The 26,453-nt window shown below is 36.5% G+C and carries 26 protein-coding genes, 1 other RNA gene and 1 other annotated feature; of the genes, 21 read left to right on the forward strand and 6 right to left on the reverse strand.

The annotated features are described in order from the left end of the window. Positions 1 to 26 precede the first annotated feature (26 nt). The 9 genes from eno to ssrA all read left to right on the forward strand — a co-directional run bounded on the left by eno (position 27) and on the right by ssrA (position 8,598). Positions 27 to 1,319 carry a phosphopyruvate hydratase gene (eno, locus tag ACM6HU_RS15730; protein WP_016112481.1) on the forward strand — a complete coding sequence of 431 codons (1,293 nt, stop codon included), beginning with the start codon at positions 27 to 29 and terminating at the stop codon, positions 1,317 to 1,319. A 176-nt stretch (positions 1,320 to 1,495) separates the two neighbouring features. After that, positions 1,496 to 2,044 (forward strand): hypothetical protein, encoded by a 549-nt coding sequence (locus tag ACM6HU_RS15735; RefSeq protein WP_229161399.1) that lies wholly within the window; start codon positions 1,496 to 1,498, stop codon positions 2,042 to 2,044. A 318-nt stretch (positions 2,045 to 2,362) separates the two neighbouring features. After that, a complete protein-coding gene (locus tag ACM6HU_RS15740) occupies positions 2,363 to 2,731 on the forward strand; it encodes a CidA/LrgA family holin-like protein (RefSeq protein WP_077294615.1) in 369 nt (122 codons plus the stop codon). After that, positions 2,728 to 3,420: an LrgB family protein gene (locus ACM6HU_RS15745; RefSeq protein ID WP_016112478.1), complete on the forward strand. Its 693-nt coding sequence runs from the start codon at positions 2,728 to 2,730 to the stop codon at positions 3,418 to 3,420. The genes ACM6HU_RS15740 and ACM6HU_RS15745 overlap by 4 nt, the downstream gene beginning before the upstream one ends. A gap of 94 nt (positions 3,421 to 3,514) precedes the next feature. Continuing rightward, positions 3,515 to 3,748 (forward strand): preprotein translocase subunit SecG, encoded by a 234-nt coding sequence (gene secG, locus ACM6HU_RS15750; RefSeq protein WP_016112477.1) that lies wholly within the window; start codon positions 3,515 to 3,517, stop codon positions 3,746 to 3,748. A 199-nt stretch (positions 3,749 to 3,947) separates the two neighbouring features. Further along, positions 3,948 to 4,688 (forward strand): alpha/beta hydrolase, encoded by a 741-nt coding sequence (locus ACM6HU_RS15755; protein WP_175637011.1) that lies wholly within the window; start codon positions 3,948 to 3,950, stop codon positions 4,686 to 4,688. Between the two features lie 330 nt (positions 4,689 to 5,018). Continuing rightward, positions 5,019 to 7,430, forward strand: coding sequence for a ribonuclease R (rnr, locus tag ACM6HU_RS15760; protein ID WP_077294610.1), 2,412 nt, complete (start codon positions 5,019 to 5,021; stop codon positions 7,428 to 7,430). 215 nt (positions 7,431 to 7,645) lie between these two features. After that, complete coding sequence (gene smpB, locus ACM6HU_RS15765) at positions 7,646 to 8,113, forward strand: SsrA-binding protein SmpB (RefSeq protein WP_001123909.1); 468 nt, start codon at positions 7,646 to 7,648, stop codon at positions 8,111 to 8,113. 126 nt (positions 8,114 to 8,239) lie between these two features. After that, positions 8,240 to 8,598, forward strand: a transfer-messenger RNA (tmRNA) gene (gene ssrA / locus ACM6HU_RS15770). Positions 8,599 to 9,082: 484 nt separating this feature from the next. On the opposite strand, the gene ACM6HU_RS15775 is transcribed toward ssrA, so the two are convergent. Beyond that, positions 9,083 to 9,850: an NADH dehydrogenase subunit gene (locus tag ACM6HU_RS15775; RefSeq protein ID WP_275857291.1), complete on the reverse strand. Its 768-nt coding sequence runs from the start codon at positions 9,848 to 9,850 to the stop codon at positions 9,083 to 9,085. A 1-nt stretch (position 9,851) separates the two neighbouring features. Next, complete coding sequence (locus ACM6HU_RS15780) at positions 9,852 to 10,181, reverse strand: PadR family transcriptional regulator (RefSeq protein WP_016112472.1); 330 nt, start codon at positions 10,179 to 10,181, stop codon at positions 9,852 to 9,854. Positions 10,182 to 10,700: 519 nt separating this feature from the next. On the opposite strand from ACM6HU_RS15780, the gene psiE reads away from it, so the two are divergent. The 6 genes from psiE (at position 10,701) to ACM6HU_RS15810 (ending at position 16,410) form a co-directional block, all read left to right on the forward strand. After that, complete coding sequence (psiE, locus tag ACM6HU_RS15785) at positions 10,701 to 11,105, forward strand: phosphate-starvation-inducible protein PsiE (protein ID WP_016112471.1); 405 nt, start codon at positions 10,701 to 10,703, stop codon at positions 11,103 to 11,105. Positions 11,106 to 11,366: 261 nt separating this feature from the next. Beyond that, positions 11,367 to 11,885, forward strand: a complete 519-nt coding sequence (gene speG, locus ACM6HU_RS15790; RefSeq protein ID WP_016112470.1) for a spermidine N1-acetyltransferase — start codon at positions 11,367 to 11,369, stop codon at positions 11,883 to 11,885. A 13-nt stretch (positions 11,886 to 11,898) separates the two neighbouring features. Next, positions 11,899 to 12,114, forward strand: a complete 216-nt coding sequence (locus ACM6HU_RS15795; protein ID WP_077294698.1) for a DUF3955 domain-containing protein — start codon at positions 11,899 to 11,901, stop codon at positions 12,112 to 12,114. A 465-nt stretch (positions 12,115 to 12,579) separates the two neighbouring features. Beyond that, the gene (locus ACM6HU_RS15800) at positions 12,580 to 14,124 is read left to right on the forward strand and encodes a spore germination protein (RefSeq protein WP_414848253.1); all 1,545 of its coding nucleotides are present in this window, start codon (positions 12,580 to 12,582) and stop codon (positions 14,122 to 14,124) included. After that, a complete protein-coding gene (locus ACM6HU_RS15805) occupies positions 14,121 to 15,227 on the forward strand; it encodes a spore germination protein (protein ID WP_077294602.1) in 1,107 nt (368 codons plus the stop codon). The genes ACM6HU_RS15800 and ACM6HU_RS15805 overlap by 4 nt, the downstream gene beginning before the upstream one ends. Continuing rightward, positions 15,208 to 16,410, forward strand: a complete 1,203-nt coding sequence (locus tag ACM6HU_RS15810; RefSeq protein ID WP_016112467.1) for a Ger(x)C family spore germination protein — start codon at positions 15,208 to 15,210, stop codon at positions 16,408 to 16,410. The genes ACM6HU_RS15805 and ACM6HU_RS15810 overlap by 20 nt, the downstream gene beginning before the upstream one ends. Before the next feature lie 164 nt (positions 16,411 to 16,574). Here the strand turns inward: ACM6HU_RS15810 and ACM6HU_RS15815 are convergent, their stop codons facing one another. Then, positions 16,575 to 17,489, reverse strand: a complete 915-nt coding sequence (locus ACM6HU_RS15815; RefSeq protein WP_077294600.1) for a phosphotransferase family protein — start codon at positions 17,487 to 17,489, stop codon at positions 16,575 to 16,577. A 199-nt stretch (positions 17,490 to 17,688) separates the two neighbouring features. On the opposite strand from ACM6HU_RS15815, the gene ACM6HU_RS15820 reads away from it, so the two are divergent. From ACM6HU_RS15820 to tyrS, 6 genes are all read left to right on the forward strand, one after another. Further along, positions 17,689 to 18,084: an SET domain-containing protein gene (locus ACM6HU_RS15820; protein ID WP_003201985.1), complete on the forward strand. Its 396-nt coding sequence runs from the start codon at positions 17,689 to 17,691 to the stop codon at positions 18,082 to 18,084. A gap of 114 nt (positions 18,085 to 18,198) precedes the next feature. Then, a complete protein-coding gene (locus ACM6HU_RS15825) occupies positions 18,199 to 18,759 on the forward strand; it encodes a sigma-70 family RNA polymerase sigma factor (RefSeq protein ID WP_077294594.1) in 561 nt (186 codons plus the stop codon). Further along, the gene (locus ACM6HU_RS15830) at positions 18,729 to 20,123 is read left to right on the forward strand and encodes a DUF4179 domain-containing protein (protein WP_077294591.1); all 1,395 of its coding nucleotides are present in this window, start codon (positions 18,729 to 18,731) and stop codon (positions 20,121 to 20,123) included. The genes ACM6HU_RS15825 and ACM6HU_RS15830 overlap by 31 nt, the downstream gene beginning before the upstream one ends. 235 nt (positions 20,124 to 20,358) lie before the next feature. Next, a complete protein-coding gene (locus tag ACM6HU_RS15835) occupies positions 20,359 to 20,565 on the forward strand; it encodes a hypothetical protein (RefSeq protein ID WP_016112463.1) in 207 nt (68 codons plus the stop codon). A gap of 227 nt (positions 20,566 to 20,792) precedes the next feature. Beyond that, positions 20,793 to 21,710, forward strand: coding sequence for a UDP-N-acetylmuramate dehydrogenase (murB, locus tag ACM6HU_RS15840; protein WP_016112461.1), 918 nt, complete (start codon positions 20,793 to 20,795; stop codon positions 21,708 to 21,710). Positions 21,711 to 21,785: 75 nt separating this feature from the next. Further along, positions 21,786 to 22,006: a binding site (T-box leader), on the forward strand. A gap of 68 nt (positions 22,007 to 22,074) precedes the next feature. Further along, complete coding sequence (gene tyrS / locus ACM6HU_RS15845; protein ID WP_077294588.1) at positions 22,075 to 23,349, forward strand: tyrosine--tRNA ligase; 1,275 nt, start codon at positions 22,075 to 22,077, stop codon at positions 23,347 to 23,349. A gap of 307 nt (positions 23,350 to 23,656) precedes the next feature. On the opposite strand, the gene ACM6HU_RS15850 is transcribed toward tyrS, so the two are convergent. The 3 genes from ACM6HU_RS15850 to ACM6HU_RS15860 form a co-directional block, all read right to left on the reverse strand. Continuing rightward, positions 23,657 to 24,835, reverse strand: coding sequence for an NAD(P)/FAD-dependent oxidoreductase (locus ACM6HU_RS15850; protein ID WP_016112459.1), 1,179 nt, complete (start codon positions 24,833 to 24,835; stop codon positions 23,657 to 23,659). A gap of 44 nt (positions 24,836 to 24,879) precedes the next feature. Then, positions 24,880 to 25,320, reverse strand: a complete 441-nt coding sequence (locus ACM6HU_RS15855; RefSeq protein ID WP_003201998.1) for a DUF1641 domain-containing protein — start codon at positions 25,318 to 25,320, stop codon at positions 24,880 to 24,882. A 460-nt stretch (positions 25,321 to 25,780) separates the two neighbouring features. Then, complete coding sequence (locus ACM6HU_RS15860; RefSeq protein ID WP_016112458.1) at positions 25,781 to 26,131, reverse strand: winged helix-turn-helix transcriptional regulator; 351 nt, start codon at positions 26,129 to 26,131, stop codon at positions 25,781 to 25,783. Positions 26,132 to 26,453 lie beyond the last annotated feature (322 nt).

The raw sequence follows: 26,453 nt of genomic DNA on the forward strand, positions 1-26,453 counted from the left end.
GCATATATAAAAGGAGAGAAAATATTATGTCAACAATTATTGATGTTTATGCTCGCGAAGTCTTAGACTCTCGTGGTAATCCAACTGTAGAAGTAGAAGTTTACACAGAAAGCGGCGCATTCGGACGCGCTATCGTACCAAGTGGTGCATCTACTGGTGAGCACGAAGCAGTAGAATTACGTGACGGTGACAAATCTCGTTACCTTGGTAAAGGTGTTGTTAACGCAGTAAACAACGTTAACGAAACTATCGCCCCAGAAATCGTTGGTTTTGACGTAACTGACCAAGCTGGTATCGACCGTGCTATGATCGAATTAGATGGCACTCCAAATAAAGGTAAATTAGGCGCTAACGCTATCCTTGGTGTATCTATGGCAGTAGCTCACGCAGCGGCTGACTTCGTAGGTCTTCCATTATACCGTTACCTTGGTGGATTCAATGCAAAACAATTACCAACTCCAATGATGAACATCATCAACGGTGGTTCTCACGCTGATAACAACGTTGACTTCCAAGAGTTCATGATCTTACCAGTTGGTGCTCCAACATTCAAAGAATCAATCCGTATGGGTGCTGAAGTATTCCATGCATTAAAAGCTGTATTACATGACAAAGGTCTTAACACTGCAGTAGGTGACGAAGGTGGATTCGCTCCAAACCTTGGTTCTAACCGTGAAGCATTAGAAGTAATCATCGAAGCTATCGAAAAAGCTGGTTACAAAGCTGGCGAGAACGTATTCTTAGGAATGGACGTTGCTTCTTCTGAGTTCTACAACAAAGAAACTGGTAAATACGATCTTACAGGCGAAGGCCGCAGCATGACTTCTGCAGAAATGGTTGATTTCTACGAAGGTCTTTGCAACGACTTCCCAATCATCTCTATCGAAGATGGTTTAGACGAAAACGACTGGGATGGCCACAAATTATTAACTGACCGTCTTGGCAAAAAAGTTCAATTAGTTGGTGACGATTTATTCGTAACGAACACTCAAAAACTTGCTGAAGGTATCGAAAAAGGTATCTCTAACTCAATCTTAATTAAAGTTAACCAAATCGGTACTTTAACTGAGACTTTCGAAGCAATCGAAATGGCTAAACGTGCTGGTTACACAGCAGTTGTATCTCACCGTTCTGGTGAAACTGAAGATGCTACAATCGCTGACATCGCAGTTGCAACGAATGCTGGCCAAATCAAAACTGGTTCTATGAGCCGTACTGACCGTATTGCTAAGTACAACCAATTATTACGCATCGAAGACGAACTAGGCGAAATCGCTGTTTACGATGGTTTAAAATCTTTCTATAACTTAAAAAAATAATTTAAATGTAGTTTTTAATTGTTTAAATTAAGTGATAAAAAACCTCCTATTTATGATAGGAGGTTTTTTATATGTTTGTAATGCATGTGAGTTAACATCAATAAAACAATTTAATATAATGAACCTGTGATATAAATAGAAAATGTTTAATCAAGAGAGGAAATGGGGTAATGGGAATGGTTAAACTGAGTACAGCGATAGATAATGAAGAATCTAATGAAATTACAGAATGGTTAGAAAAATACATTTTTCCAATTGATTTTCTAGAAGACTGCTACTTTGATGTAAACACCATTTTATATTCAGTCAATTTAGCCAAACATCATACAATAGTATGTTCAATTGTTCATAATTCCGAACCCGCCACTTTTTCTCCAGAAGAGCTAAACGCAGCTATATTAGAAGGGTGTAGAAAAACAGGACTAAATGAAGGGTGTTACTATTTTAACGTTAATGTTCATGATAATATTGCAAGGGTAGTAGAGAGTATTGGATCATATAGCTTAAAGAGAGCGGAAAAGAACTATGCGCTATTTCCATTGTATTACCTATTAACAGAAAACAGAGCAGTTGAAGGTGGCACAAGTTATACGGGGCTTATTGGAAGGAATAAAGATTGGATGCTAACAATTGAATTTGCAACGAAGATAAATTTCATAGTACATGGGAGTAAAGAGTTTTGTGATGTAGTATATCAGGCATTATATAAAAAGGACACTAGGTAACGTATTAGTGTTCTTTTTATGTTTTTTTAGGACGGATTTTTAGGGATATTGTGAACTTGATTCACATATTTAAAGAAATCTATAAGAGAATATTTCTTTTTTTAAAATAGCAAATCTCAAAAATCAGAAAATATAAACTTTTTATTTTAGGTCAATGTTTTTGACGTAAATTCAGCTCGGAAACCCAGTCATACCAAGGGTGTAAGCGTATAACATATGCTATTTTCTTTGTCAAGTTGATAAATTGCAGCTTTTTACAATTTATACTATGATAAGAATAGAAAACAGAAGATCGTATAAACATGAGGGATGATGAACATGAAGTTTACTAAGATTATTGTCCAAGTTGTAGCTCTTTACGTGTTTTACATGATTGGAACATGGGTGCAAGAAATGTTGGATATTCCAATTCCAGGTAGTTTGATTGGCTTATTTTTGTTGCTTATTTTACTTAGCATGAAGGTTCTTCCTGTGAAATGGTTTGATTTAGGAGCAGAAACACTCGTTGCTATTATGCCGTTTTTATTGATTCCGCCAACGATTGGTTTAATGAATTACGGTGCTTTTTTTATGAGTAAAGGAATTTCTCTTTTCATTACAATTGTAGCGAGTACATTTTTAATTATTATTGTCGCAGGACATACAGGACAATATCTTGCGAATAGAAAGGAAAAAGAAACGCGATGAGCCAAATATTAATCGGCATTGGTTGGGTTATCCTTACATTGTTATTATATCAATTATCTAAAAAGATTTATAAAGTATTGCCAACACCATTTACCATTCCAATGCTTGTAGCAACAGCATTAATGATTGTTTTATTACTTGTGCTGGATATACCATACCAAGCATACATGCAAAGTGGTGGCGGCTGGATTTCAAAACTGCTTGGTCCAGGTGTGGTAGCATTTGCTATTCCATTATATAAACAGCGTCATGTGTTGCAAAAATATATTGTACCGATTGCGGGTGGTGTATTAGTCGGAACAACAGTTGCGATTGCAAGTGACTTAGCGATTGCAACGCTTATGGGAACAGATAAAAGCTTAATTTTATCTTCTTTACCCAAATCCGTAACAATGCCAGTTGCAATGAGTGTATCTGAGCAAGTTGGCGGCGTTCCATCATTAACAGCAGCATTCGTTGTTGTAGCTGGGATTACAGGAACAATTACAGGTCCGCTTTTATTGAAATGGAGCCGCGTTACAAACTCTGTTGGTAAAGGGATTGGTTTTGGATGTGCATCACATATTATGGGTGTGATGAGAGCGATGAAAAACAATGAACATGAAGGTGTTATTGGATCGGTAACAATGACATTGACGGCTATTTTAACTTGTCTACTTGGACCGCTATTTGCAACCATGTTTATGTAATAGATGAAAGCGAGAGCAATAGGAACAGCTCTCGCTTTTCTGGTGGATTTGTGCTACAGTTAAATTAACTGAATCTTTGTAGGAGGTACGCCAGGTGCATACGTTATTATCAGTTTTACTTATTATTGTATCGATTTTTATGATTGTTATGGTACTTATGCAGTCTAGTAATAGTTCAGGCCTTTCAGGTGCTATTTCAGGCGGTGCAGAGCAATTATTTGGTAAGCAAAAAGCACGCGGAATTGAAGCGGTATTAAACCGTATTACAGTTGTTTTAGCTGTACTATTCTTTGCACTAACAATTGGAGTTACGTACTTAAGCATATAAGTAAAGGTCTTGCTTTTTGACAGATATGAAAAAAGAAGAAGCGTTAGCGGATTCGCGCTAATGGTTCTTCTTTTTTTGTCTCATTTGTATTTCATTATTCGCAAAAAGTTTCTAATTAGATTATGGAAATGGAACTATGGTAAACTAAGGGGAGAAACAATACGACTAGATTACAGAAGAGAAAGAGGAGAAGAAGATGATGAAATTAGCATCTCCGAAACCATTTACATTTGAAGGTGGAGACCGTGCTGTTTTATTACTACATGGATTTACGGGGAATTCAGCTGATGTACGTATGCTCGGGCGTTTTTTAGAGAAAAAAGGCTATACTTGCCACGCCCCAATTTATAAAGGTCATGGTGTACCGCCAGAACAACTTGTTCGTACAGGTCCTGAAGACTGGTGGAAAGATGTTATGGCTGCGTATCAACAGTTGAAAGATCAAGGATATGAGAAAATTGCGGCTGTTGGACTATCACTGGGCGGTGTATTCTCGTTAAAACTTGCTTATACAGTACCGATTTTAGGTGTTGTACCAATGTGTGCACCAATGTACATTAAGAGCGAGGAAATTATGTACCAAGGTATATTGGCATATGCACGTGAATATAAAAAACGTGAGCAGAAATCACCAGAGAAAATTGCAGAAGAAATGATGGAATTTAAAAAGACACCAATGAATACATTAAAAGCATTACAAGATTTAATTCGTGACGTACGCAATAATGTTGATATGATTTATACTCCAACATTTGTTGTACAAGCACGCCATGATGAAATGATTAATACAGACAGTGCAAACATTATCTATAATGGTGTAGAGTCCACGTTAAAAGAAATTAAGTGGTATGAAGATTCTACGCATGTTATTACGCTTGATAAACAACGTGATGAGCTACACGAGGATGTATATAACTTCTTGGAGCAACTAGATTGGTAAGATCTAGTTGCCTCTTTTTTTCATGAGGTATTAAAACCATTCTTTTTAGGGTGGAAGAGAGGGTCCGTCGATGGATAGAGGTGGTCAGTGCCTTTTTTCGCCCCATGCCGTGTGAGAACAGAAGGAGAGAATGAGTGGAGGTCTTCTTTTATAGACGCAACGTAGGTTCCAATAAATCAAAATGGGTTTATATAGAAATAAACTTTTAAGATGAGGATTACGCAGCAGAATAAATGGTGAAAAACGAGTGTTTATAGAAGTTTCACTTTATATAGAGTCAATGTTTCGGATACACTAAATAAGATGAGGATTTAAAGGAGGTATTTGTGCTTGGAAGATATCATTCAAGAACATATTGATAAATTATTGTTATTTATGAAAGAAGAAGCGTATAAGCCGCTAACGATACAAGAATTAGAAGCTGCTTTTGGAATTGAAGATTCCGCTGGCTTTAAAGATTTTGTAAAGGCACTTGTTATGATGGAAGAAAAGGGACTTGTTGTTCGTACACGCAGCAATCGCTATGGTCTTCCAGAAAAGATGAATTTAGTGCGCGGTAAGTTAATTGGACATGCACGTGGTTTTGCATTTGTCGTGCCGGAAGAGAAGAAGACAGGGGACGATGATATTTTTATCCCGCCCACAGAATTAAATGGTGCACTTCATGGCGATACAGTGTTAGCTCGTATTAATTCACAATCTAGCGGATCACGCCAAGAAGGTACGATCATTCGTATTGTAGAACGTGGTACGAAGGAACTAGTTGGTACATATACAGAATCAAAAAATTTTGGATTTGTACTTCCTGATAATAAACGTTGGACAAGTGACATTTTTATTCCGAAAAGTGCATCTATGGGTGCGGTAGAAGGGCATAAAGTTGTTGTGAAAATTACAAGCTATCCGCAAGATCGTTTAAGTGCGGAGGGAGAAGTTATTCAAATTCTAGGTCATAAAAATGACCCAGGGGTAGATATCTTATCTGTTATTCATAAACATCATTTGCCATTAGCCTTCCCGGAAGATGTAATGGAACATGCGAACAGTGTACCAGAAACGATTTCAGAAGAAGATTTAAAAGACCGCCGAGATCTTCGTGATCAAATGATTGTGACAATTGATGGTGCAGATGCAAAAGACTTAGATGATGCGGTAACAGTAACAAGGCTTGAGAATGGTAATTATAAGCTTGGTGTTCATATTGCGGATGTAAGTCATTATGTCGATGAAGGATCTCCAATTGATGTTGAAGCAGCAGAGAGAGCAACGAGTGTGTATCTTGTTGACCGTGTAATTCCGATGATTCCACATCGTTTATCAAACGGAATCTGTTCCTTGAATCCGAAAGTGGATCGCCTTACACTATCTTGTGAAATGGAAATTAACAATCTTGGTGATGTTGTGAGCCATGAGATTTTCCAAAGTGTCATTAAAACGACAGAGCGTATGACATACGCTGATGTAAGAAGTATTTTAGAAGATGAAGACGAAGAGTTAATTAAACGTTATGAGCCATTAGTACCGATGTTTAAAGAGATGGGTCAATTAGCGCAAATCTTACGTGAAAAACGTATGAGACGTGGTGCGATTGACTTTGACTTTAAAGAAGCAAAAGTACTAGTAGATGAAGAAGGTAAACCGACAGATGTTGTAATGCGTGATCGTTCGGTATCAGAAAAGCTAATTGAAGAGTTCATGCTTGTTGCCAATGAAACGGTAGCAGAGCATTTCCATTGGATGAACGTACCGTTTATGTACCGTGTCCATGAAGATCCGAAAGAAGATAAATTAGAGCGTTTCTTCGAATTTGTAACAAACTTTGGCTATGCGGTAAAAGGACGTGCGAATGAAATACATCCTCGCGCGCTGCAACAAATTCTTGAAATGGTACAAGGGCAGCCTGAGGAAGTCGTGATTTCAACAGTTATGCTTCGTTCGATGAAACAAGCTCGTTACGATGCAGATAGCTTAGGTCACTTCGGTTTATCAACAGAATTCTATACACATTTCACATCACCAATTCGTCGTTATCCAGATACGATTGTTCACCGATTAATTCGTGAATATATTATTAACGGTAAAATTGATAACGAAACACAAGCAAAATGGCGTGAAAAGTTACCAGAGATTGCAGAGCATTCTTCTAATATGGAACGCCGTGCTGTTGAAGCAGAACGTGAAACAGACGAACTGAAAAAAGCAGAGTATATGCTTGATAAGATTGGTGAAGAGTACGATGGTATGATTAGCTCTGTAACAAACTTCGGTTTATTCGTAGAGCTACCGAATACAATTGAGGGTCTTGTTCACGTTAGTTATTTAACAGATGATTACTACCGTTATGACGAGCAGCACTTTGCGATGATCGGTGAACGTACAGGTAACGTCTTCCGCATCGGTGATGAAATTACAATTCGCGTTATTAATGTAAATAAAGATGAGCGCGCGATTGATTTTGAAATCGTCGGTATGAAAGGCACTCCGAGACGTAAATTTAAAGATCGTCCAGTTGTGATTGAGCAGCCAAAAGACGGTAGAAAGAGACGCAGTGGTCGCGCCGAACGTAATAATGAGCGTGGTAGCGCACGTGGAAATGAACGTGGTAGCGGACGCAAACCCGAACGTGGTGGGCAAGGAAAAGCATCCGGTCGTCCGGGACAAAAAGATGGCAATGGTAAAAAGAAAAAGCCATTCTTTGAAAATGTTCCAGGATTTAAGAAGAAAAAGAAAAAGCGTAAGTAAGAGAGAGGTGGCTTCGCTTATATACTGAGCGAGCCACTTCCGCTTTTCTTATAGGATCCAGCTTCAGTGGCTAGAATCTCTGGTCGTTTAGCTCCCTTGGACGAAGCAAAAAGCGCTTCTCTGTCGGGAGCTCCAACGCCCCGAGATTTTAAACGAGCCACTTCCGCTTTTTAATAACATTTGTTACAATAGTACAAATAGAGGAGGGACAGATCATGCCAAAAGGTAGTGGTAAGGTTATTGCACAAAATAAAAAAGTATTTCATGATTATTTCATCGACGAAACATACGAAGCAGGGCTTGTTCTTCAAGGAACGGAAATTAAGTCTATTCGCGCCGGACGCGTAAACTTAAAAGATGCTTTCGCACGTATACATAATGGTGAAGTTTGGGTATATAATATGCATATTAGTCCATATGAGCAAGGGAATCGTTTCAATCATGAGCCGCTTCGTACAAGGAAATTACTTCTTCATAAGAAAGAAATCGACAAGCTGATCGGGTATTCAAAAGAGACAGGTTATACACTTGTACCAGTTAAAATCTATTTAAAAAATGGATTTGCGAAAATGGCACTTGGTGTAGCACGAGGGAAGAAACAATATGATAAGCGTCATGATTTAAAAGAGAAGGAAGCGAAACGCGAAATCGCACGTGCATTCCGTGATCGTCAAAAGATGTAATACAGAAATTTACATTTGTAAAATATTGAACGTATGATATAATAATTCATGTAAGGTCAGTGAACATTGAAAAACAGCTCATTAAGTAGCTATCACGAATATACTTCGTATGCTCCATTCTTATATGGGGACGTTACGGATTCGACAGGGGTAGTTTGAGCTTAAGTTGCGAGTCGAGGGGATCGGCCTCGTTAAAACGTCAAAGCCAATAACTGGCAAACAACAAAACAACTTCGCTTTAGCTGCTTAATACAGCTTAGCGGTTCCTCCCTCCATCGTCCATGTGGTAGGGTAAGGGACTCAAACTAAGTGGACTACGCCGGAGTTCGCCGTCTGAGGGCGAAGGAAGAGAACAATCAGACTAGCAACTTGGAAGCCTGTCGATAGGCCGAAGAGTTTGCGAAATGCCAATATATCGACTACACTCGTAGAAGCTTAAGTGTCAATATCTTTGGACGTGGGTTCGACTCCCACCGTCTCCACCAATACATATTTGGTGGTTTTTTTATTTTGTTGTGATATGAACCATAAGTTTGCCGAAACGGCAAGCTTATGGTTCTTTTTGTTTGTGGTAAAGTGATTGTTCTGAAAAATGAAGTGGATAGAGAATACGATTGTTGAGTATGTAATGTTTTTATGTAAAAGAATCAAAAAGTGACAATGGCATAAAAAATAATTCCATTTATAAAAAACAAAGAAGTTGGTATAGTACCAGCTTCTTTGTTTTCTTTCATATCCATACCGCTTTCTCCTTCATATATTTGTATATTATTTTAGTATAACGTAAATGTTTAGATTGAAAGTAGAATATTTAAAAGTATCTTGTTTAAATTTATCTCGCATTAACGGACAGTAACACTCCCACCTCACAATCCAGCGAAAGCAAAGAAGTTAGGTGGGAGATGAACTATCCGTAAAAGCCCGATTGGTGAGGGGGAATAATCAGTGGAATAGGAAGAAAACCACTTCCTAAGTATTGGAAGTGGTTCTCGCTTTCTTGTAGAAATAGATTACTAGCAAAATACCTATGACAATACTAATGATAATCGTTAGTGTAATATACATGGGGTCTTTATTTATTTCATTTGGAATAACTCGCTCTAAAAGTGGACCGATACATATCGTGAATGCTGTTAAAATTGTAATCCATGATTTTGTATATAGTGCGAACAAAATAAAAATAAGGATACATACGCCGGCGATGATATAGTTTTGCGTAGTAGTTGCTACAAAGTAATCTGTATCAAGTCGTCCATCTAACCAAAAATAAAAGCCAACCCATCCACCGATCGCAATGAAATGAGCTGCTACTAAAAGAAGAACTGAATTTTTAGTAGATGGGTATACTTTTGGAATTCCTTTAAATAGCGTAAATGCAAATATAACAAGGGCCAAGAATAAAGGTAATGATCCAAATAACAATATGTTTTGTGAAATCTTGAACTGCCCTCTTACTGCTGGAGCAAAGCACATATAGGCAAGAATAACTAAAATCGCTGCAGGAATGATTACGAGCAATCCTTCCTTGTCTACAGGCAGTTCTTTTCCAATATTCTTCATATGCTGTTTACGACTTTTTCCAATAATATGATCTACACTCTGTCCTCTTTTTTCAGCTTCCGTTAAATGAACTTCTAGTTCGTCCACTATTGTATTTATATCCTCATCTTTTTTTCCGCGTTGCAGTAAATACATTCTGAGTTCAATTAAAAATTGTTCAGACTTTGTTGATAACATTCTATTCGCCCCCTTTATTAATCACTTTTTCAACAGATAGCTTTAAATCAGTCCAGCGCTCTTTAAAGTTAGCTAATTCTTTCACCCCTAATTCTGATAGCTGATAGTACTTCCGCTTAGGGCCGGCAGTTGATTCCCTTAATACGCTCGTAACCAATCCTTCTTTTTGCATACGTAATAGTAATGGATAGATCGTGCCCTCACTAAAAGAGTGAAAACCATAGCTATGTAATTTCTCTGTTAATTCGTAACCGTATATTTCACCTTCTTGAATGATGGCTAAAATACAACCATCCAAAATTCCTTTTAGCATTTGCGTTGAGTCAGCCATTTTAGCCCTCCTGTTCGTATATCTTTTTATCCCGCATTAACGGGCAGTAATACTCCCACCTCAAAATGCGGCGGAAGCAAAGAAGTTAGGTGGGAGATAAACTGCCCGTAAAAGCCCGATTGGTTCAACTAATAATCAGTGGGGGATGAAGACCCCCCCACTGATTAAAGTTTCACTTTATATATCTTGTAATACAAGGGATATAATTGCGAGGATACCTTGCAATGCAAGTGTTGTAATAAAGGTAACATAAAATTAACTTGTAATGCAAGGTATGTGAATTTAATTTCAATGGTATTTCTCAATGTGCATATAAGTATGCTTTACAGGATTATGTACTTATTTTAGGAGTGATGATTATCAAATGGTAATTTCTGAATATTAAATAAAAATCAATTCATACGATAAGACTTGCTTATACGAGGAAGAAACTACGATTTAATGCTTCTGCAATTTATATAGCAGGATAATTTTGCTATAATATATGAGCATGACATATACATAGAGGAGTGCTAGAAAATGCGATCATTTAATATCGATGAATTTATTGCGAGTGTTTTACAATGGATACTAAATACAGCTCTAATCATATTATCCATCGTTCTATCTATCTTTTTAATTAATGAAACGATTACATTTATACAATACATATTTTCCGCAAAAAAATATACGTCCTATAAATTAGTTGAAAGCATTATTGTTTACTTTTTATACTTTGAATTTATCGCATTAATTATTAAGTACTTCAAATCGAATTATCATTTTCCATTACGTTATTTTATTTACATAGGAATTACAGCCCTAATTCGATTAATTATTGTTTCTCATGAAGAGCCATTTGAAACATTATTATATGCAGGATCTATTCTCATTTTAGTGATTGCTTTATATATATCTAATATGAGGGATTTAAAGAAACATTAAATATGATTTTGATGCAAAGCTATATCATATATGAAACCACTTTTGCATGAATTACATAAAGCATACTAAAAAGTAGTGCAGACCAAGGTATTGGTTCGCACTACTTTTTTAATTCTAGTGATGAAAAGAGACAAAACGTATGTTTACTTCTTCCTTGACCTTCAAGTTACTTGAAGGATTAGAATGTGAGTAGAGAGTTGTAAGGGAGCGTTTTGAAATGAAAACTGTTGAGAAATTAAATGAAGAATGGAGATTGAAAAAATGAGTCAAGAACCTAAACTGCGCCCATTAGAACGAGAAGATTTGAAATTTGTTCATGAACTTAACAACAATGCACATATTATGTCCTATTGGTTTGAAGAACCTTATGAAGCTTTTGTGGAGCTGCAGGATCTATATGATAAGCACATTCATGATCAAAGTGAACGTCGATTTATAGTAGAAAAAGATAATAATATGATTGGATTAGTTGAATTAGTGGAGATTGATTACATTCATCGAAGAACAGAATTTCAAATTATCATTGATCCAAAGTATCAAGGGTATGGTTATGCAGCGTGCGCAACCCGTTTAGCGATGAATTACGCCTTTTCAGTATTAAATATGCACAAACTTTATTTAGTAGTGGATAAAGAAAATGAAAAAGCTACGCATATTTACAAAAAAGTCGGCTTTACGATTGAAGGCGAGTTACAAGATGAATTTTTCGTTGATGGTAACTACCATAATGCAATCAGAATGTGTATTTTCCAGCATCAATATTTAGAAATGAAATCATAAGTTTTAATGTATGATGAAAAATAAATATTTATTAGCTTCTACACCAATATTTTTAGGGATTTTATGCTTAGTTATCTATAGTATGATTGGCTCAAGAGTGGAATCAGACGGTACTTTGGTGGAGCCTTTCTTCTTAATTCCATTAAGTTATTTATTTGTTTTTAGTGGTATTATTGCAATATTGTTTGTGGCTATCATTTCGATGTTCAAAAAAGGGAAACTTAATTAATTCAATTGATGTACCCTTTTAAATATATAAAAGGAAGCATAACTTAGGGTTATGCTTCTTTTTTGATTGTCCAAGGGTATGCTTCATCGTTAGTAATAAACAAAGAAGGCTCAATCTTTATAAAAAGATGGGCTTTTTTGTCTAATCATACATTCAATTATAAGCTTTTGATAGTAGAAGACTAATATCAAAAAGAAAGTAATGATAAAGCTTTGAATGGATTAAATTTCCGTACATCAGACATAATAATGCTTAAGAAATTCCAATTAGGGTGAGAAATTGCAGTGTCAACTGCGGATATTGGGTGATTAAAATGTGGAAAACGCTTGTTTCTTATCTTCCAGATTGGAAAGTGTTTGTGCAAACTTTTATAGTATTTTTCGTTCCTTATGTGACCTCAAGAGTTTTTAGTTGGATCCGTACATTAGAGAAAGAGTGATGAGGATGAAAGAGAAGGAATCAAAGATGAGGCAACAAACCGATACATATCAGGATAAGCCTTTTCAAAACGTAACAGATTATTTTACAGGCGATTTTACTTTGGATCTAGAGCTTGTAAAAAAAGAAATTAGTTATAACTCGGATGCCCACTTTCGAGAGTTTAACATAGGGGGGACAAATATTCGAGCGGCGCTTGTTTTTGTGGAAGGATTGTCGGATAAGGATCTCATTAATATGCATATTTTGAAGTCATTGATGTTTAATTTTTATGAAGAATATAAGAGTGCACCATCTTATGTGGAAGGTACCATTTCAAAAGAGTTTATTAAGAATCGCGTCCTTTCTATTAGTGAGGTAGAAGAAGTCTATTCTATAAAAGAGTTGATGGCAAAAGTGTTGATAGGTTCAACGGCACTTTTAGTTGATGGATTAGCAGGTGTATTAATTCTTGGTACAAAAAAAGGAAAAACACGCAATGTTGAAGAGCCGATATCAGAGGTGTCAGTTAGAGGTCCACGGGTAGGTTTCACAGAAGTTTTGTCTGATAATACTGCTCTTTTACGGCTACATGGCGAAAACGAGGGATTGTCATTAACAAAATTTTATGTAGGAGAGCGGGCAAAAAAAGAGTTGGTTATTGCCTATATGAAAGAGATTGCTGATTCGGAATTGGTAGAAGAGGTTAAGAAAAGAATTCAGAAAATCAATATTGATAATGTGCCAGAATCAGGATATGTGGAGCAGCTTATCGAAGATAATTACCTCAGCCCGTTTCCACAAGCACAGAGTACGGAGCGCCCTGATCGCGTCATCGCAGCGTTGATGGAAGGGCGTGTTGCGATTTTATTAGATGGAACACCTTTTGCCCTGATTGTTCCAGTTACATTTAGCATGCTGATGCAATCGCCCGAAGATTATTATGAACGTTGGATTCCAGGCACGTTTATCCGTTTATTGCGTTTTGGAGCAGCTATTATTTCTCTTTTTGCACCTGCTTTGTACATTTCCTTTATCTCATTTCATCCTGGATTAATTCCGACCAAGTTGGCTATTTCAATTCTTGGGGGACGGGAAGGAGTTCCGTTTCCTGCAATTATAGAAGCATTATTTATGGAAATAGCCATCGAAATTTTGCGGGAAGCAGGGCTACGCCTGCCTAAGCCGATTGGTTCAGCGATGGGAATTGTCGGTGGATTAATCATTGGACAGGCTGCCGTAGAAGCGGGAATTATTAGTCCAATTATGGTAATTGTAGTAGCGGCCACTGCTATTTCTTCCTTTGCGCTCGCTCATTATAGTGCGGCAATTCCACTACGGATCCTTCGCTTTGTAGCCATGTTTTGCGCTGCCATATTTGGACTATACGGAGTCATTCTGTTTTTTCTCGTTCTATGCAGTCATATAGCGAGATTGAAGAGTTTCGGCGTACCCTATGCCAGTCCAGCTGTTGTTTATCATGTAAGTGATTGGAAAGATTTCGTGATCCGCATGCCACTTCAGATGATGAAACGGCGCCCAAAAATGATGAATATGAAAGATTCGATACGAAAAGGAAGTGAAGAGGGATGATTACCAACTCTAAAGATCGAATTCCGACTTCGCAAGCGGCTGTCATTCTTATCAATTATATACTCGCAATAGGAATTCTCACCTTGCCCAGAACAGCTGCTGAGAAAGTAAACACACCAGATATTTGGATAACCGTTATTTTAGGCGGATTAATTGCGATGGTTGCAGGGATAATCATCGTCAAATTAAGTCAACAATTCCCTGGAAAAACATTTTATCAATATAATCAAGAAATTGTAGGGAAATGGGTAGGAGCGATACTTAGTCTATTTATTATAGGTTACTTTTTTATGCTTTCTTCATTTGAAGTCAAAACGCTGGAAGGAATAACAAGTTTCTTTTTACTGGAAGGAACACCTGGGTGGGCTATTATCATGCCATTTATGTGGGTGAGTCTCTATTTAAACCTAGGCGGAATAAACTCGATAGCACGTTTATTTGAAATTATATTTCCAATTACAGTCTTTATTTTCTTGCTTACTTCCTTTATGAGCATTGGAATATTTGAGATAGACAATCTTCGTCCTGTATTAGGGTTAGGGATTATCCCAGCACTAAAAGGCTTAAAAACAACAACGCTTGCATATTCAGGTGCCGAAATCATGTTGCTCCTTTTGGCATTTATGAAACAACCACGCCAAGCTGTAAAAGTCGTTCTAATCGGAACTGCTATTCCCTTAATTTTTTATGTCATTACAGTTGTGATGGTTATAGGAACGTTTTCTGTCGATGGAGTGTTATTGAGAACATGGCCTACGATCGATCTTATGCGAAGTTTTGAACTCCCCGGTTTGATATTTGAACGGTTTGAGTCTTTGTTACTTGTGGTATGGATTATGCAAATCTTTGCAACTTACACAATCTGCTACTATGCTGCTGCTTTGGGACTGGCACAGCTCTTTAATAAAAATATTCATTCATTTTTGTATGGGTTACTCCCGGTTATTTATATCGTTGCTCAAATTCCGAAAAACATTAATGATCTATTTAAATTTGGGGATGTGATTGGTAATGCGGCGATGATATTATTTGGTATCCTACCACTGCTTCTCCTTGTAATTTCGAGATGGAGGAAGAGAAAGAATGAACCGAAGTGTGAATAATGTACGACTTCTTTTAGCTTTATCATCAGTTCTTTTGCTTCTGGCTCTTACAGGGTGTTGGAGCAGTCATGAAATTGAAGAGCAGGGGTTCGCGGTAGGGCTGGCATTTGATAAAGGGAAGGAGACGAAAGTTGAGAAAGAGATAGAAGAACATGGAGGAGGTTATCGAAAAAGGAATCTTATAACATCGACCTATCAGTTTGTTAAACCAGAATTATCAGGTAAAGGAAAGGGCGGAGGGGGACAACAAAAAGCCTACATGAATGTTTCTGAAACAGGAGATTCTCTTCACCAATCGATTCGTGAAGTCGCATTAAGAAGGCAGCGTCCTATAATCTTCCATCACACGAAAGTCATTGTTGTTAGTGAAAGCCTTGCACGAATGTATAGTTTGAAGCAGTTACTGGATATTTATATCCGTGATAATGAGATGAGACCAAGTTGCCTCGTGTTAATTAGTAAGGGACGAGCTAGTGAGACATTGAAATCGAGGGAAGCAGGAGAAATTCCAGCGTTCCTTTTGCTTGGAATTGGGGATAATCAATATAGATCATCACGGATTTTACCCCCCGTGCCGCTTGCTAAATTACCAGGAAAGATACAATCAGGGGCTAGTTTTCTTTTGCCAAATGTGATTTCGGAAAATGGAGAAGTGAAATTTGCGGGAGCTGCCGTAATCAAAGGAAAGACAAAAAAGCTACGCGGTTTTTTGAATGAAAATGAGTTAGAAGGCTTAACATGGATAACTGGGAAAGGGAAAAGCGGTCTGGTGAAAAGCTTTGATGAAAAGACAGGAAAACCCATCCTGTATGAAGTGAAATCTATGAAAAGTAAAATCCAACCCCACGTTAAAGGAAATAACATCTCTTTTGATGTGAACATCCAATCAGAGGGACGGCTGTCTGAAAACTGGGTCGCTTCAGGGGAACCTTTTGAAAATAAGTTTCTAAAAAGTGTAGAAAAGTCCACGAAACAAGAAGTGAATCGATTGGTGAAGCATACATTAAAAAAGATTCAAAAGGAATATCAGGTCGATGTCGCTGGCTTCGGTAACAGATTAAAAATTGAGTATCCAAAAGTATGGAAAAAGGTCGAAAAAGATTGGGATAAAACATTTAGTAAGGCTCCAATCAAATATAGCGTAAAGTTAACGATCCAGGACTATGGTACGGAAGGATCTTAGAAGTGAGATTTTTTATTGCATGACATAGTATGAGAGAAATGAAAAAATGTTGGCGGAATAGTGAGTGACCTTCCGCCAACATTTTTTATGTTTATAATTTCCTAAGGGAGGTCTTTTAGTTTGTTGTAAGGCAAGATGTAGAATTGTATAAGTATATCTTCTCTTTATAAAGCTTTTCTTATTTCGCTACTTATTGTTTTTACACGCTCTTTATAATGTAGTTCTTTCTCAGCTATTTTCAGTCGATCAATGAAAAGATTAGCTAGCATTACCGCTGTATCCAACTGATAAAACGAGCGCACAATAGGGGGAAGAGAGTCGAAAATGACCTTATTTCCATATCCTTCTTTAAATTCTTCCCAATTGATCTCATTCGTTTCTAATATTCTCATTAGGTCTAATAGTGGATGACCAATCAATGCATTATCCCAGTCAACGATTGCTTTTACTTCTCCTTTGTAACCAATGAGGTTCACAGGTCGAATGTCCATATGTAGCAATCTTTTTAAAGAATCTCCTTCCTTTAATATTTGTTCAATTTCTGTTTCCTTGGGTAATTGAATGTTACAATTCGCAATTTGATTGAATGCTTCCATTCTTGTTACAAGGCGTTTGGCGAGTAGCTTACTGCAAGGTTCTTCATTTTCATTTTGATAAGTTAAATCCTCAATCGATATATTGTGAAGCTGGTGAGCGATTTCTCCGATTTTATAGGCGGAAATAGGGACAGAATCAGTCGCCACATAATCTGAAATCAAGAAATCTAGTTCTGTAGAAAGATGTAATTCATGAACTGCTGGTACCGAAAGGCCTTTAGAAAAGCAAAAATTAGAAAGTGCAGCCTCTTTTTGTAAGGAAATTCGGCTACTAAACAACCCGTCATTTAGGTTGTTAACCTCGCGCTCCCAAGGCACACGGAAAGCTAAGGGGCCTTTTTCAGAATCGCCCCGAAAAACAATATTTTGTACACCATTTCCTATGATGTCTAAATGTTTTACTGCTAGGTCTGGATACGTGTCAGTTAATATAATGTGTAACTTCTCTTTTAATTCTTCTGCTTTAGACTGCATATGAATCATTTTATTACCTCCTTATTTGCAAGGGTTTGGTTCTGATTATTCCGTTAATTTTATGTTATCATATATGATCTTTAGAGTAATGAAATATAAGCTCCCACTTATATAAAAAGGAAAAATAAAACCAATTGCTTTTCTCCTCATTATCTGCCAAGCTTAAGAAGATAAAATACTTCAGAGAAAGAAATTATAGGTGACGAATATGATTGAAATCAAGACTTCCGCACTTAGCGATGGAGAATTTAATAGAGGAGTATTCGCAAAGCGTGATATAAAAAAGGGCGAACTTCTACACGAAGCACCCGTTATCTCTTATCCGAATGAACAGCATGAGTTTATAGAGAAAACATTACTTGCTGACTACGCATTTGAGTATGGAGTGAATCATACGGCAATTCTTTTAGGTTACGGTATGTTATTTAATCATTCTTATACGCCGAATGCGACGTATGAGATCGTTTTTGAGAATCATACGTTTAAATTCTTTGCTTACAAGGATATAAAAGCAGGAGAAGAAATTCTGATCAACTATAATGGTGATGTTGATGATGATGAATTATTATGGTTTGATAGGGAAAAAGAAGAAAACGATAAATAATTAAGTGTAAAAAGAGCACATTCGATTGGATGTGCTCTTTTGTATGGAACAAAAATAAATTTTTGAAACCAAACTGCCCTTCTATCTATCTAATAAATGAAAGGAGGGGATACGATGGATGAAATAAAATTAGTCAAAAAGGCAAGAAAAGGTGACGATGCAGCTTTCGAACAGCTCATTCGTTTATATCAAGACCAATTGTATCGGACTGCTTATCTGTATGTACAGAATAAAGAAGATGCACTAGATGTTGTACAAGAAACAGTTTATAAAGCGTATTTATCCATAGAGCAATTAAAGAAACCAAACTATTTTTTGACATGGTTGACACGTATTCTTATACATAATGCTTATCAGTTACTAGGTGAAAAGAAAAAAGTGGCGAAGATAGAGGACGGAAGAGAAGCGGATACATATGGCGGGATGCCAAACAAATTACATCAAATTGAACAAAATATTGATTTGCAGGGAGCAATTCAAAGGTTGGATGAAAATTATCAAACAGTAATCATTTTATATTATTATTATGATCTTCCAATTCATCAAATTGCTTGGCAAATGAATATACCAGAGGGAACTGTAAAGACATATTTACACCGGGCAAGAAAATCTCTAAAAAAATTATTAGGGGGGAGTGATGAGAATTGGATAAGCAGTGGTTTAATGACGAAGTAAATAAAATTGATGTTCCGAAACAAGAATTGAATCTGACTATACAAAAAGGGATTGCTAGGGCGAAGGCGGAAAACCCAGTTAAAAAGATATATAAGAGGAGAAAAATTGCTTTGTTAACTGCCGCTTCAATCTGTATAGGTGTACTAGGCTCTGGATTTGTGTTTCCACAAATGAGCCGTGTCTTGGCGGAAGTTCCGATTATCGGGAAAATTTATTCGCATTTTCATGATATAATTGGTCAAAATCTGTCGGCAAGTAAGCTTGTAACAGAGTTAAATCAGCAGGCGGTGAGCAATGGGATTAGCGTAACAATGAATAGTGTTTATTATGATGGTGGTAGAATTGGCGTTACGTTTAAAGTAGATAATCCAGATCAAGTAGAGATCAGGCATAATTCTGCTAGAGGCTTTTACTACGATTTTAAACTTGTTGATGGAAGCCAAAAGTGGGGGAGGGCAGCTTCATTTGATGGCAAAATAACAAAAGACGGTTGGTTTGGGAATATTCATATTAATTATCCAGAAAAAGAACTTCCCCAAAATGCAACGTTACCCATTACGATTACATCTATCGGGGACACAAAAGGGGTTTGGAAATTTGATATCCCTGTACAGCAATTAGAAAATAAAATCATTCACCCTCAGCAATCCGTAAGTAGTGAAGATAAAGAACATACATTTAATTTTGAAAAGCTTACAGTTGGAAAAGGATCAATGGCAATCGACTATAAAGCAATGTATCCACTTGCTGGAGAAAATGATTTAGCGAGAATTGGAAAAGTGACGGATGATAAAGGAAATGAAATTGATTTTAACACGTCAGGTATTGAATTTGGAAGAGAAAAGGTTGGAAATCAGATAGAATCTAATGAACGATCTATTTTCGGGAAAATTCCAGAGGGAGCGGAATTTATTACGCTACATCCGAATGTGAGATTATCTGAAAAGCCGTCTATTCAGGCTTTAAATCAAAAGACGCCATTTGAAATACAAAGTACTCGTAGCGATTTGAAGATTGTCGTGAATAAAATTCAACATAAAAAACAGCGATTAATTGTGCAATATACACTTCAAAATGCCGATACAAAACATAAGTCTATGGATGAATTGATCAATTGTGGAGAAGTTATGAATTTAATGGATTCTTCATATGTAGATAAGGAATTTGCACCAATTGGTCATGTTATAAAAGGAAGCGATGTAAAGGTATTGAATAAGGAAAAGCTACAATTCCAAGCGACATTTAAGTTGGATGGGGAATATGGTGTAAAGAATTTTAGTCTAAAAAATTATGTGCTAGAAGTAGAAATGTCACCATATCATCCTGAAAAACCATTACCATCAGTTCAAATTCAATTAAAATAATACGTACAAAAGGATGCCCTTAACATATAAGGAGGCATCCTTTTATATTACAAAAGCCTTACAGTTTTGTAATGTCTATTTTTGATGTGACAAAATATAGACATTTTTATCAGTTTGAAAAGTTCCATCTTTAAACATATTTTTTCACATTGACATGCGATATAATAGAGTTTTGTAAAGGAAGAGATTAGATTTTAAATTTTTCTATCTTAAACTTGGTTATATCGGAAAATTTTTGAAGGTAAAGTTTTCTTCTCGATTTTTTGATAAGATAGAGACGGAAGTTATCTTACAAAACTATTTAGGTAATCTATGTGATGGCCGATTATCTACTTATTTTCAGCATGGCATTACATGTAGTGTAGTGAATGAACTTGTAAGCGGAATGGAAGAAAATAAGAGAAATGGTTTTAAAAATGCCGAAACTATATATCCATTTTGATTTTCCACCATATAAATCGCTGCTATGAAGAACAAAAGGTGACCTGTACTCATTTTCTCCTTTTGTTTTAACTTTGCAGGGGGCAGGAAGAGGGGCTGACCGCTTCTATGCATGGCTAGACGCCCTCTCTCACCTAAAAAGAAAGATTTTATGTCGGTTTTTCAATTTGTATTTATATATCGAGAGGATAGGCCATTAATTATTAATAGAAATAGAGGAATCATAGAATGAATATGCAGGAAGTATATAAATATTTACGTACAGTATTACCAGAAGAACATGTAAAACAAGATGAGATGTTAAAGAATCATACGCATATAAAAGTAGGGGGAAAAGCAGATGTGTTTGTACAGCCTACTACCTATACTGAAATTCAACAAGTTGTACAGTATGCAAATAAACACAACATTCCAATTACGTTTTTAGGAAACGGCTCGAATGTCATTATAAAAGACGGTGGTATTCGCGGGATTACATTAAGTTTGACTCATATTACGGATGTTACTGTGAACGAGCAGACAATTGTAGCACAAAGTGGTGCAGCGATTATTGATATATCAAGAATAGCATTAAAGCATTCTTTAACAGGTCTTGAATTTGCTTGTGGTATACCAGGGTCTGTTGGAGGGGCTTTATATATGAATGCAGGTGCATACGGTGGTGAGGTAGCATATGTATTAACAAAAGCGGTTGTCATGACAAAAGAGGGAGAGCTAATTACTCTTTCAAAAGACGACTTTGATTTTGGATATCGTAAAAGTACATTTGCCAATAATCACTACATCATACTTGAAGCTACATTTGAACTTGAGAATGGTGTATATGAAGAGATTAAAGAAAAAATGGATGATTTAACGTATAAAAGAGAATCGAAACAGCCATTAGAATATCCTTCATGCGGTAGTGTTTTCAAGCGTCCGCCTAATAACTTTGCTGGTAAGCTTATTCAAGACTCTGAGCTACAAGGAACGCGAATTGGCGGTGTGGAAGTTTCAACAAAACATGCTGGATTCATGGTAAACGTTGATAATGGAACGGCGCAAGATTATATCGATTTAATTCATTTCGTTCAAAAGACAGTTAAAGAGAAATGTGGTGTTACGTTAGAAAGAGAAGTAAGGATTATTGGAGAAGATTTAAATTAAATAATTTCTAAAAAAGTTTTTGGGTATAATTGACAATATGCTTTTCATTCACTATAATGGCTATAATTTAACATATTCAATACGTTGAAAGAGCCCAGTAGCAGTTTGTCACTGTTGTCGAGAAAGCTAGGGGTTGATGGAACCTAGCACAAACAAACTTGTGAATTACACTCTGGAGTATCTTAGGTAATGCTAAGCGGAGTAGCAATCGATATTATTGCTAAGAGTGGCATGAATAGTAGTATGATACTATTTGTGCAATCTGGGTGGTAACACGGTTCATAATCGTCCCTATGTCTAATGTAGACATAGGGGCTTTTTGTTTTTTAATTGGAATTTTAAATAGTAAAGGGGATGGGAAGACATGAACATTATTGATGAATTAGAATGGCGCGATGCCGTTAATCAACAAACTGATGCAGACGGATTACGTGAATTAATAGAAGAGAAAAGGATTTCCTTGTACTGTGGTGTAGATCCAACTGGTGACAGTATGCATATTGGACATTTAATTCCGTTTATGATGATGAAACGATTTCAATTAGCTGGACATCATCCGGTTATTTTAATTGGAGGAGCAACAGGAACAATTGGCGATCCAAGTGGACGACAAACAGAGCGTCAGTTACAAACATTAGCACAAGTGCAACATAATGTGGATGCTTTAACAGCACAAATGAAAAAGCTATTTGACTTTGGCGGTAATAGTGAAGTGAAAATGGTAAATAACTATGACTGGACGCATCAAATCAATATTATCGAGTTTTTACGAGACTACGGTAAAAACTTTAGTATAAATAGTATGTTAGCGAAAGATATTGTAGCAAGCCGTCTAGATACGGGGATTTCATTTACAGAATTCACATACCAAATATTACAAGCGATGGATTTCCATCACTTATACAAAGAAGAAGGTGTCCAATTACAGATCGGTGGTAGCGACCAGTGGGGAAATATTACGAGTGGTTTAGATTTAATTCGTAAATTAGAAGGGCATGAAGCAAAAGTATTTGGGTTAACAATTCCATTGTTATTAAAGTCAGACGGTACGAAATTCGGTAAGTCAGCAGGCGGAGCAGTTTGGTTAGATCCTGAAAAAACAACGCCATTTGAATTCTACCAGTTCTGGGTGAATACAGATGACCGTGATGTAGTTAAGTACTTGAAATACTTTACGTTCTTAACGAAGGATAGAATTGATGAATTAGTAGTTAAAGTGCAAACAGAGCCACATAAGCGTGAAGCGCAAAAAGTGCTAGCAGAAGAAATGACGAAATTTGTTCATGGTGAGCATGCACTGTCCCAAGCACTAAAAATTACAGCAGCATTATTTAGTGGGGATATTCAATCATTAACTGCGGATGAAATTGAACAAGGATTTAAAGATATGCCGACTTTCCATGCTTCAAAAGAAACAAAAAATATCGTTGAGTGGTTAGTTGATTTAGGAATTGAACCTTCTAGACGTCAAGCCAGAGAAGATATTAATAATGGAGCTATTTCTATGAACGGTGAAAAAGTGACGGATGTGAATACAAATGTTACAGCAGAAAATTCATTCGATGGAAGATTTGTTATTATCCGTAAAGGTAAAAAGAATTACAGCTTGGTGAAATTAGGAGAAGAAAGTTTGTTATAGAGTAGAAGTGAGGAGATATCCTCATTTCTACTTTTTTACTATACACAATTTCGCCACAAAAAAATCAGTATATTAAGACTATTATAGAGGTTTGTCGAGCCTTTTTGTCGAATAAAAATAATATATAAATCGCTGCCACAAAGAACAAAAGGAGCCTTGCACTCATCATCTCTCTTTGTTTTAAAATTGGCATGGGGCAGAAAAAGGCCCTGACCGCTCCTATGCATGGCTGGATGCTCTCTCCCATCTAAAAAGAAAGCTTTTAAAAATAAAAAAGCCCGAATCATGATTCGGGCTAGTAAACGGATTAGTAAGCTAAGCTGAATAATCCTTTAATGTGTGATAAGTAACGAACGTTACTTGCTTCTTTCATTAATGATGCTGGTAAGCCTTTAAGTGGAGTTGAGCTTGCTCCGATTGTAGCAACAGCATCTTTACGACCTAGACTTGCAAGTGTTCCAGAGTTTACTGGTGCAAACTCTTCGAATGCTTTGCCTTCTAGTGCTGCGTATAAGTTGTATCCAATTAACTCACCCATTTGCCAAGCGATTTGTGCAGTTGGTGGGTATGGGCGACCTTCTGGACCGAAGACAACAGCGCTGTCTCCAGCAACGAATACGTCTTTGTGAGAAGTAGATTGTAGGTATGCATCAACAGTTGCACGGCCACGGTTTACTTCAAGACCTGATTCACCGATTAATGGGTTACCTTGTACGCCACCTGTCCAAACGAATGTGTTTGCAACGATTTTTTGACCGTCTTTTAAGTCGATTTCATTGCCAGCAACGTTTGTTACAGGAAGACCTGTTAAGAATGTAACACCGCGTGCTTCTAAGCTAGTAGTTGCACGTTCAATTAAATGGTCAGGTAATACTGGAAGGATTTTTGGACCTGCTTCAACAAGAAGTAATTTTACTTCTTTAGGGTTTACGCCGTGGCTTTTTGCAAGTTTAGGCATAATGTCAGCAAGCTCACCAACTAGCTCAACGCCAGTTAATCCGCCACCACCGATTAAGATTGTAGCATCAGCTTCGTTTTTCGTTTTAGCGTATTCGCGAATACGGTCTTCAACGTGTTTGTAGATTTTGTTTGCATCAGCAGCAGATTTTAATACCATGCTGTTTTCTTCTAGTCCTGGAATGCCGAAGTAAGCAGTTTTACTTCCTAAAGCAACTACAAGTGCATCGTAAGATAAAGTAGTGCCACCAGCTAGTTTAATTTCTTTGCTATCAACTGAGAATGACTCAACTGTTGCAATTTTAAGATCGATGTCTTTGCCTTTGAAAAGTTTTTCAAGTGGCATTGCAACTGCTTGTTCAGAAACGTTACCTGCTGCTAGGCGGTGTAATTCTGTAATGATTTGGTGTGTTGGGTATTGGTTGATTACTGTAACTTGTGCTTCTGATTTGCTGTAATATTTACGTACATTTAAAGCAGCAAGAAGTCCGCCATAACCAGCGCCTAAGATGACAATTTGTTTTGACATAGTATGATATCTCCCGTCTTTACTAATTGTTGTTATAAGATAAATTATTTATTATTGCGTTCTGCACTAATTTGAAGATAAGCATTGATAAAACGGAACATTTTTTGTGCTTGTGGATCTTTTAGTAATTTTAACAGACCGAAAAGACCGATAACTTCAGAGCTTTCTTCAGCACGATCTTTTGCTTCGATAGCAGTTGCTGCCATGCTTTTCACTGTATCTTTTACAGGTTCTACAATCTCTTGGATTGCGCCAACAGTGTCGCTTTTTAATACTTCGTCAGTAGCAACAGTTTGAGCGAAGTCATAAGACTTAGTTAAAATGTTAACAAGCTCAGTTAATTTTGGAAGCTGTTCTACTAGTGTAGTTAATGACTCTTGTACCTCAGGTTTTAACAACTGATCAAGTACATCAAGTTGTCCTTGGCTAGCAGAAATTTGTAAAGATTCTTGTTCAGGCTTTGTTTGAGTGATAGTTTCTGGCATCTCCAATTCTCCTTTACGATAGCAATACTCTTATTTTTTTAGAAATAAAACATTCCTATTACAGGTAAGCGCTAGCAAAAATTTGCGAAACTTTATGCAAAGCTTCACAAAACGCAATAAAATGCCTTTAAATTTATGATTACAAGTAGAAGGCAATCATAAATCTAAAACCATAATTTCTTACCTATTATTTATGAACTTGTCCGATACATGGCTTGTCCCTATAATGGAAAGTTCCTTTATCGGAAAGTGTATATAATATATATCCTTTATTATATACTATATACACCCAGGTTAACATAAAAATGATCCCTAATTATTTGATTTTGAGTCCATAACTTAGTATTAGCAAGGGAAAAAAGCATATATTTTATTTTACTGTTACCTAAAATGTACTGAATTATAGAGAGGAAAAGGAAAAAATGAGCAAATGAATGTTCATTTTTTCCTTTTTTTCTGATTAAGATTGATTTGTTTGCGGGATAAGCATGGACGAATCCCCATTCTTTTCTAGGTGACATTCACCCCAAGTGCAAAGAGAATCAAGAATTGCTTCTAAAGACCAACCATAGTCAGTAAGAGAGTACTCAACTTTTGGTGGGACTTGATTATAAACCTTCCTTTGAATAACTCCATCTTCTTCTAATTCACGTAATTGTTGTGTGAGCATCTTTTGCGTAATGCCAGGCATTAAACGCTTTAATTCACTTGTTCGTTTTGTTCCTTTTGTTAAGTGACAAAGAATAACGACCTTCCATTTTCCGCCGATTACTTCTAAGGTTGCTTCTACAGGAATATTATATTTCTTCATAATTACAACCTCCGTTAAAAAATTTTTATACTCACATATGGAAATTTTTCCTTATGTTACTTTTTAGTGCCTATAGTACTTTAAAGTACGTACTGTTTTTCATATTAAACATGTTTCATAATAGCATACGTAAGAGGCAGATGAGTAGTACGGTACCAAAAAGTAACTATGTTACCTTTTGGTATCTATAGTACTTTAAAGTGCGTTCTTTCGAAAAAGAATGAAACCATTCATAATAGCAGTTGTGAGCAGTAAAACTGTGTTTATTAGCAGATAAAAGGGCCTTTTTATCATACTATTATGATTGGATTTCTCATATTAA

Source organism: Bacillus sp. IT-79MI2 (assembly GCF_949768135.1).
Classification (GTDB): Bacteria; Bacillota; Bacilli; order Bacillales; family Bacillaceae_G; genus Bacillus_A; species Bacillus_A pseudomycoides.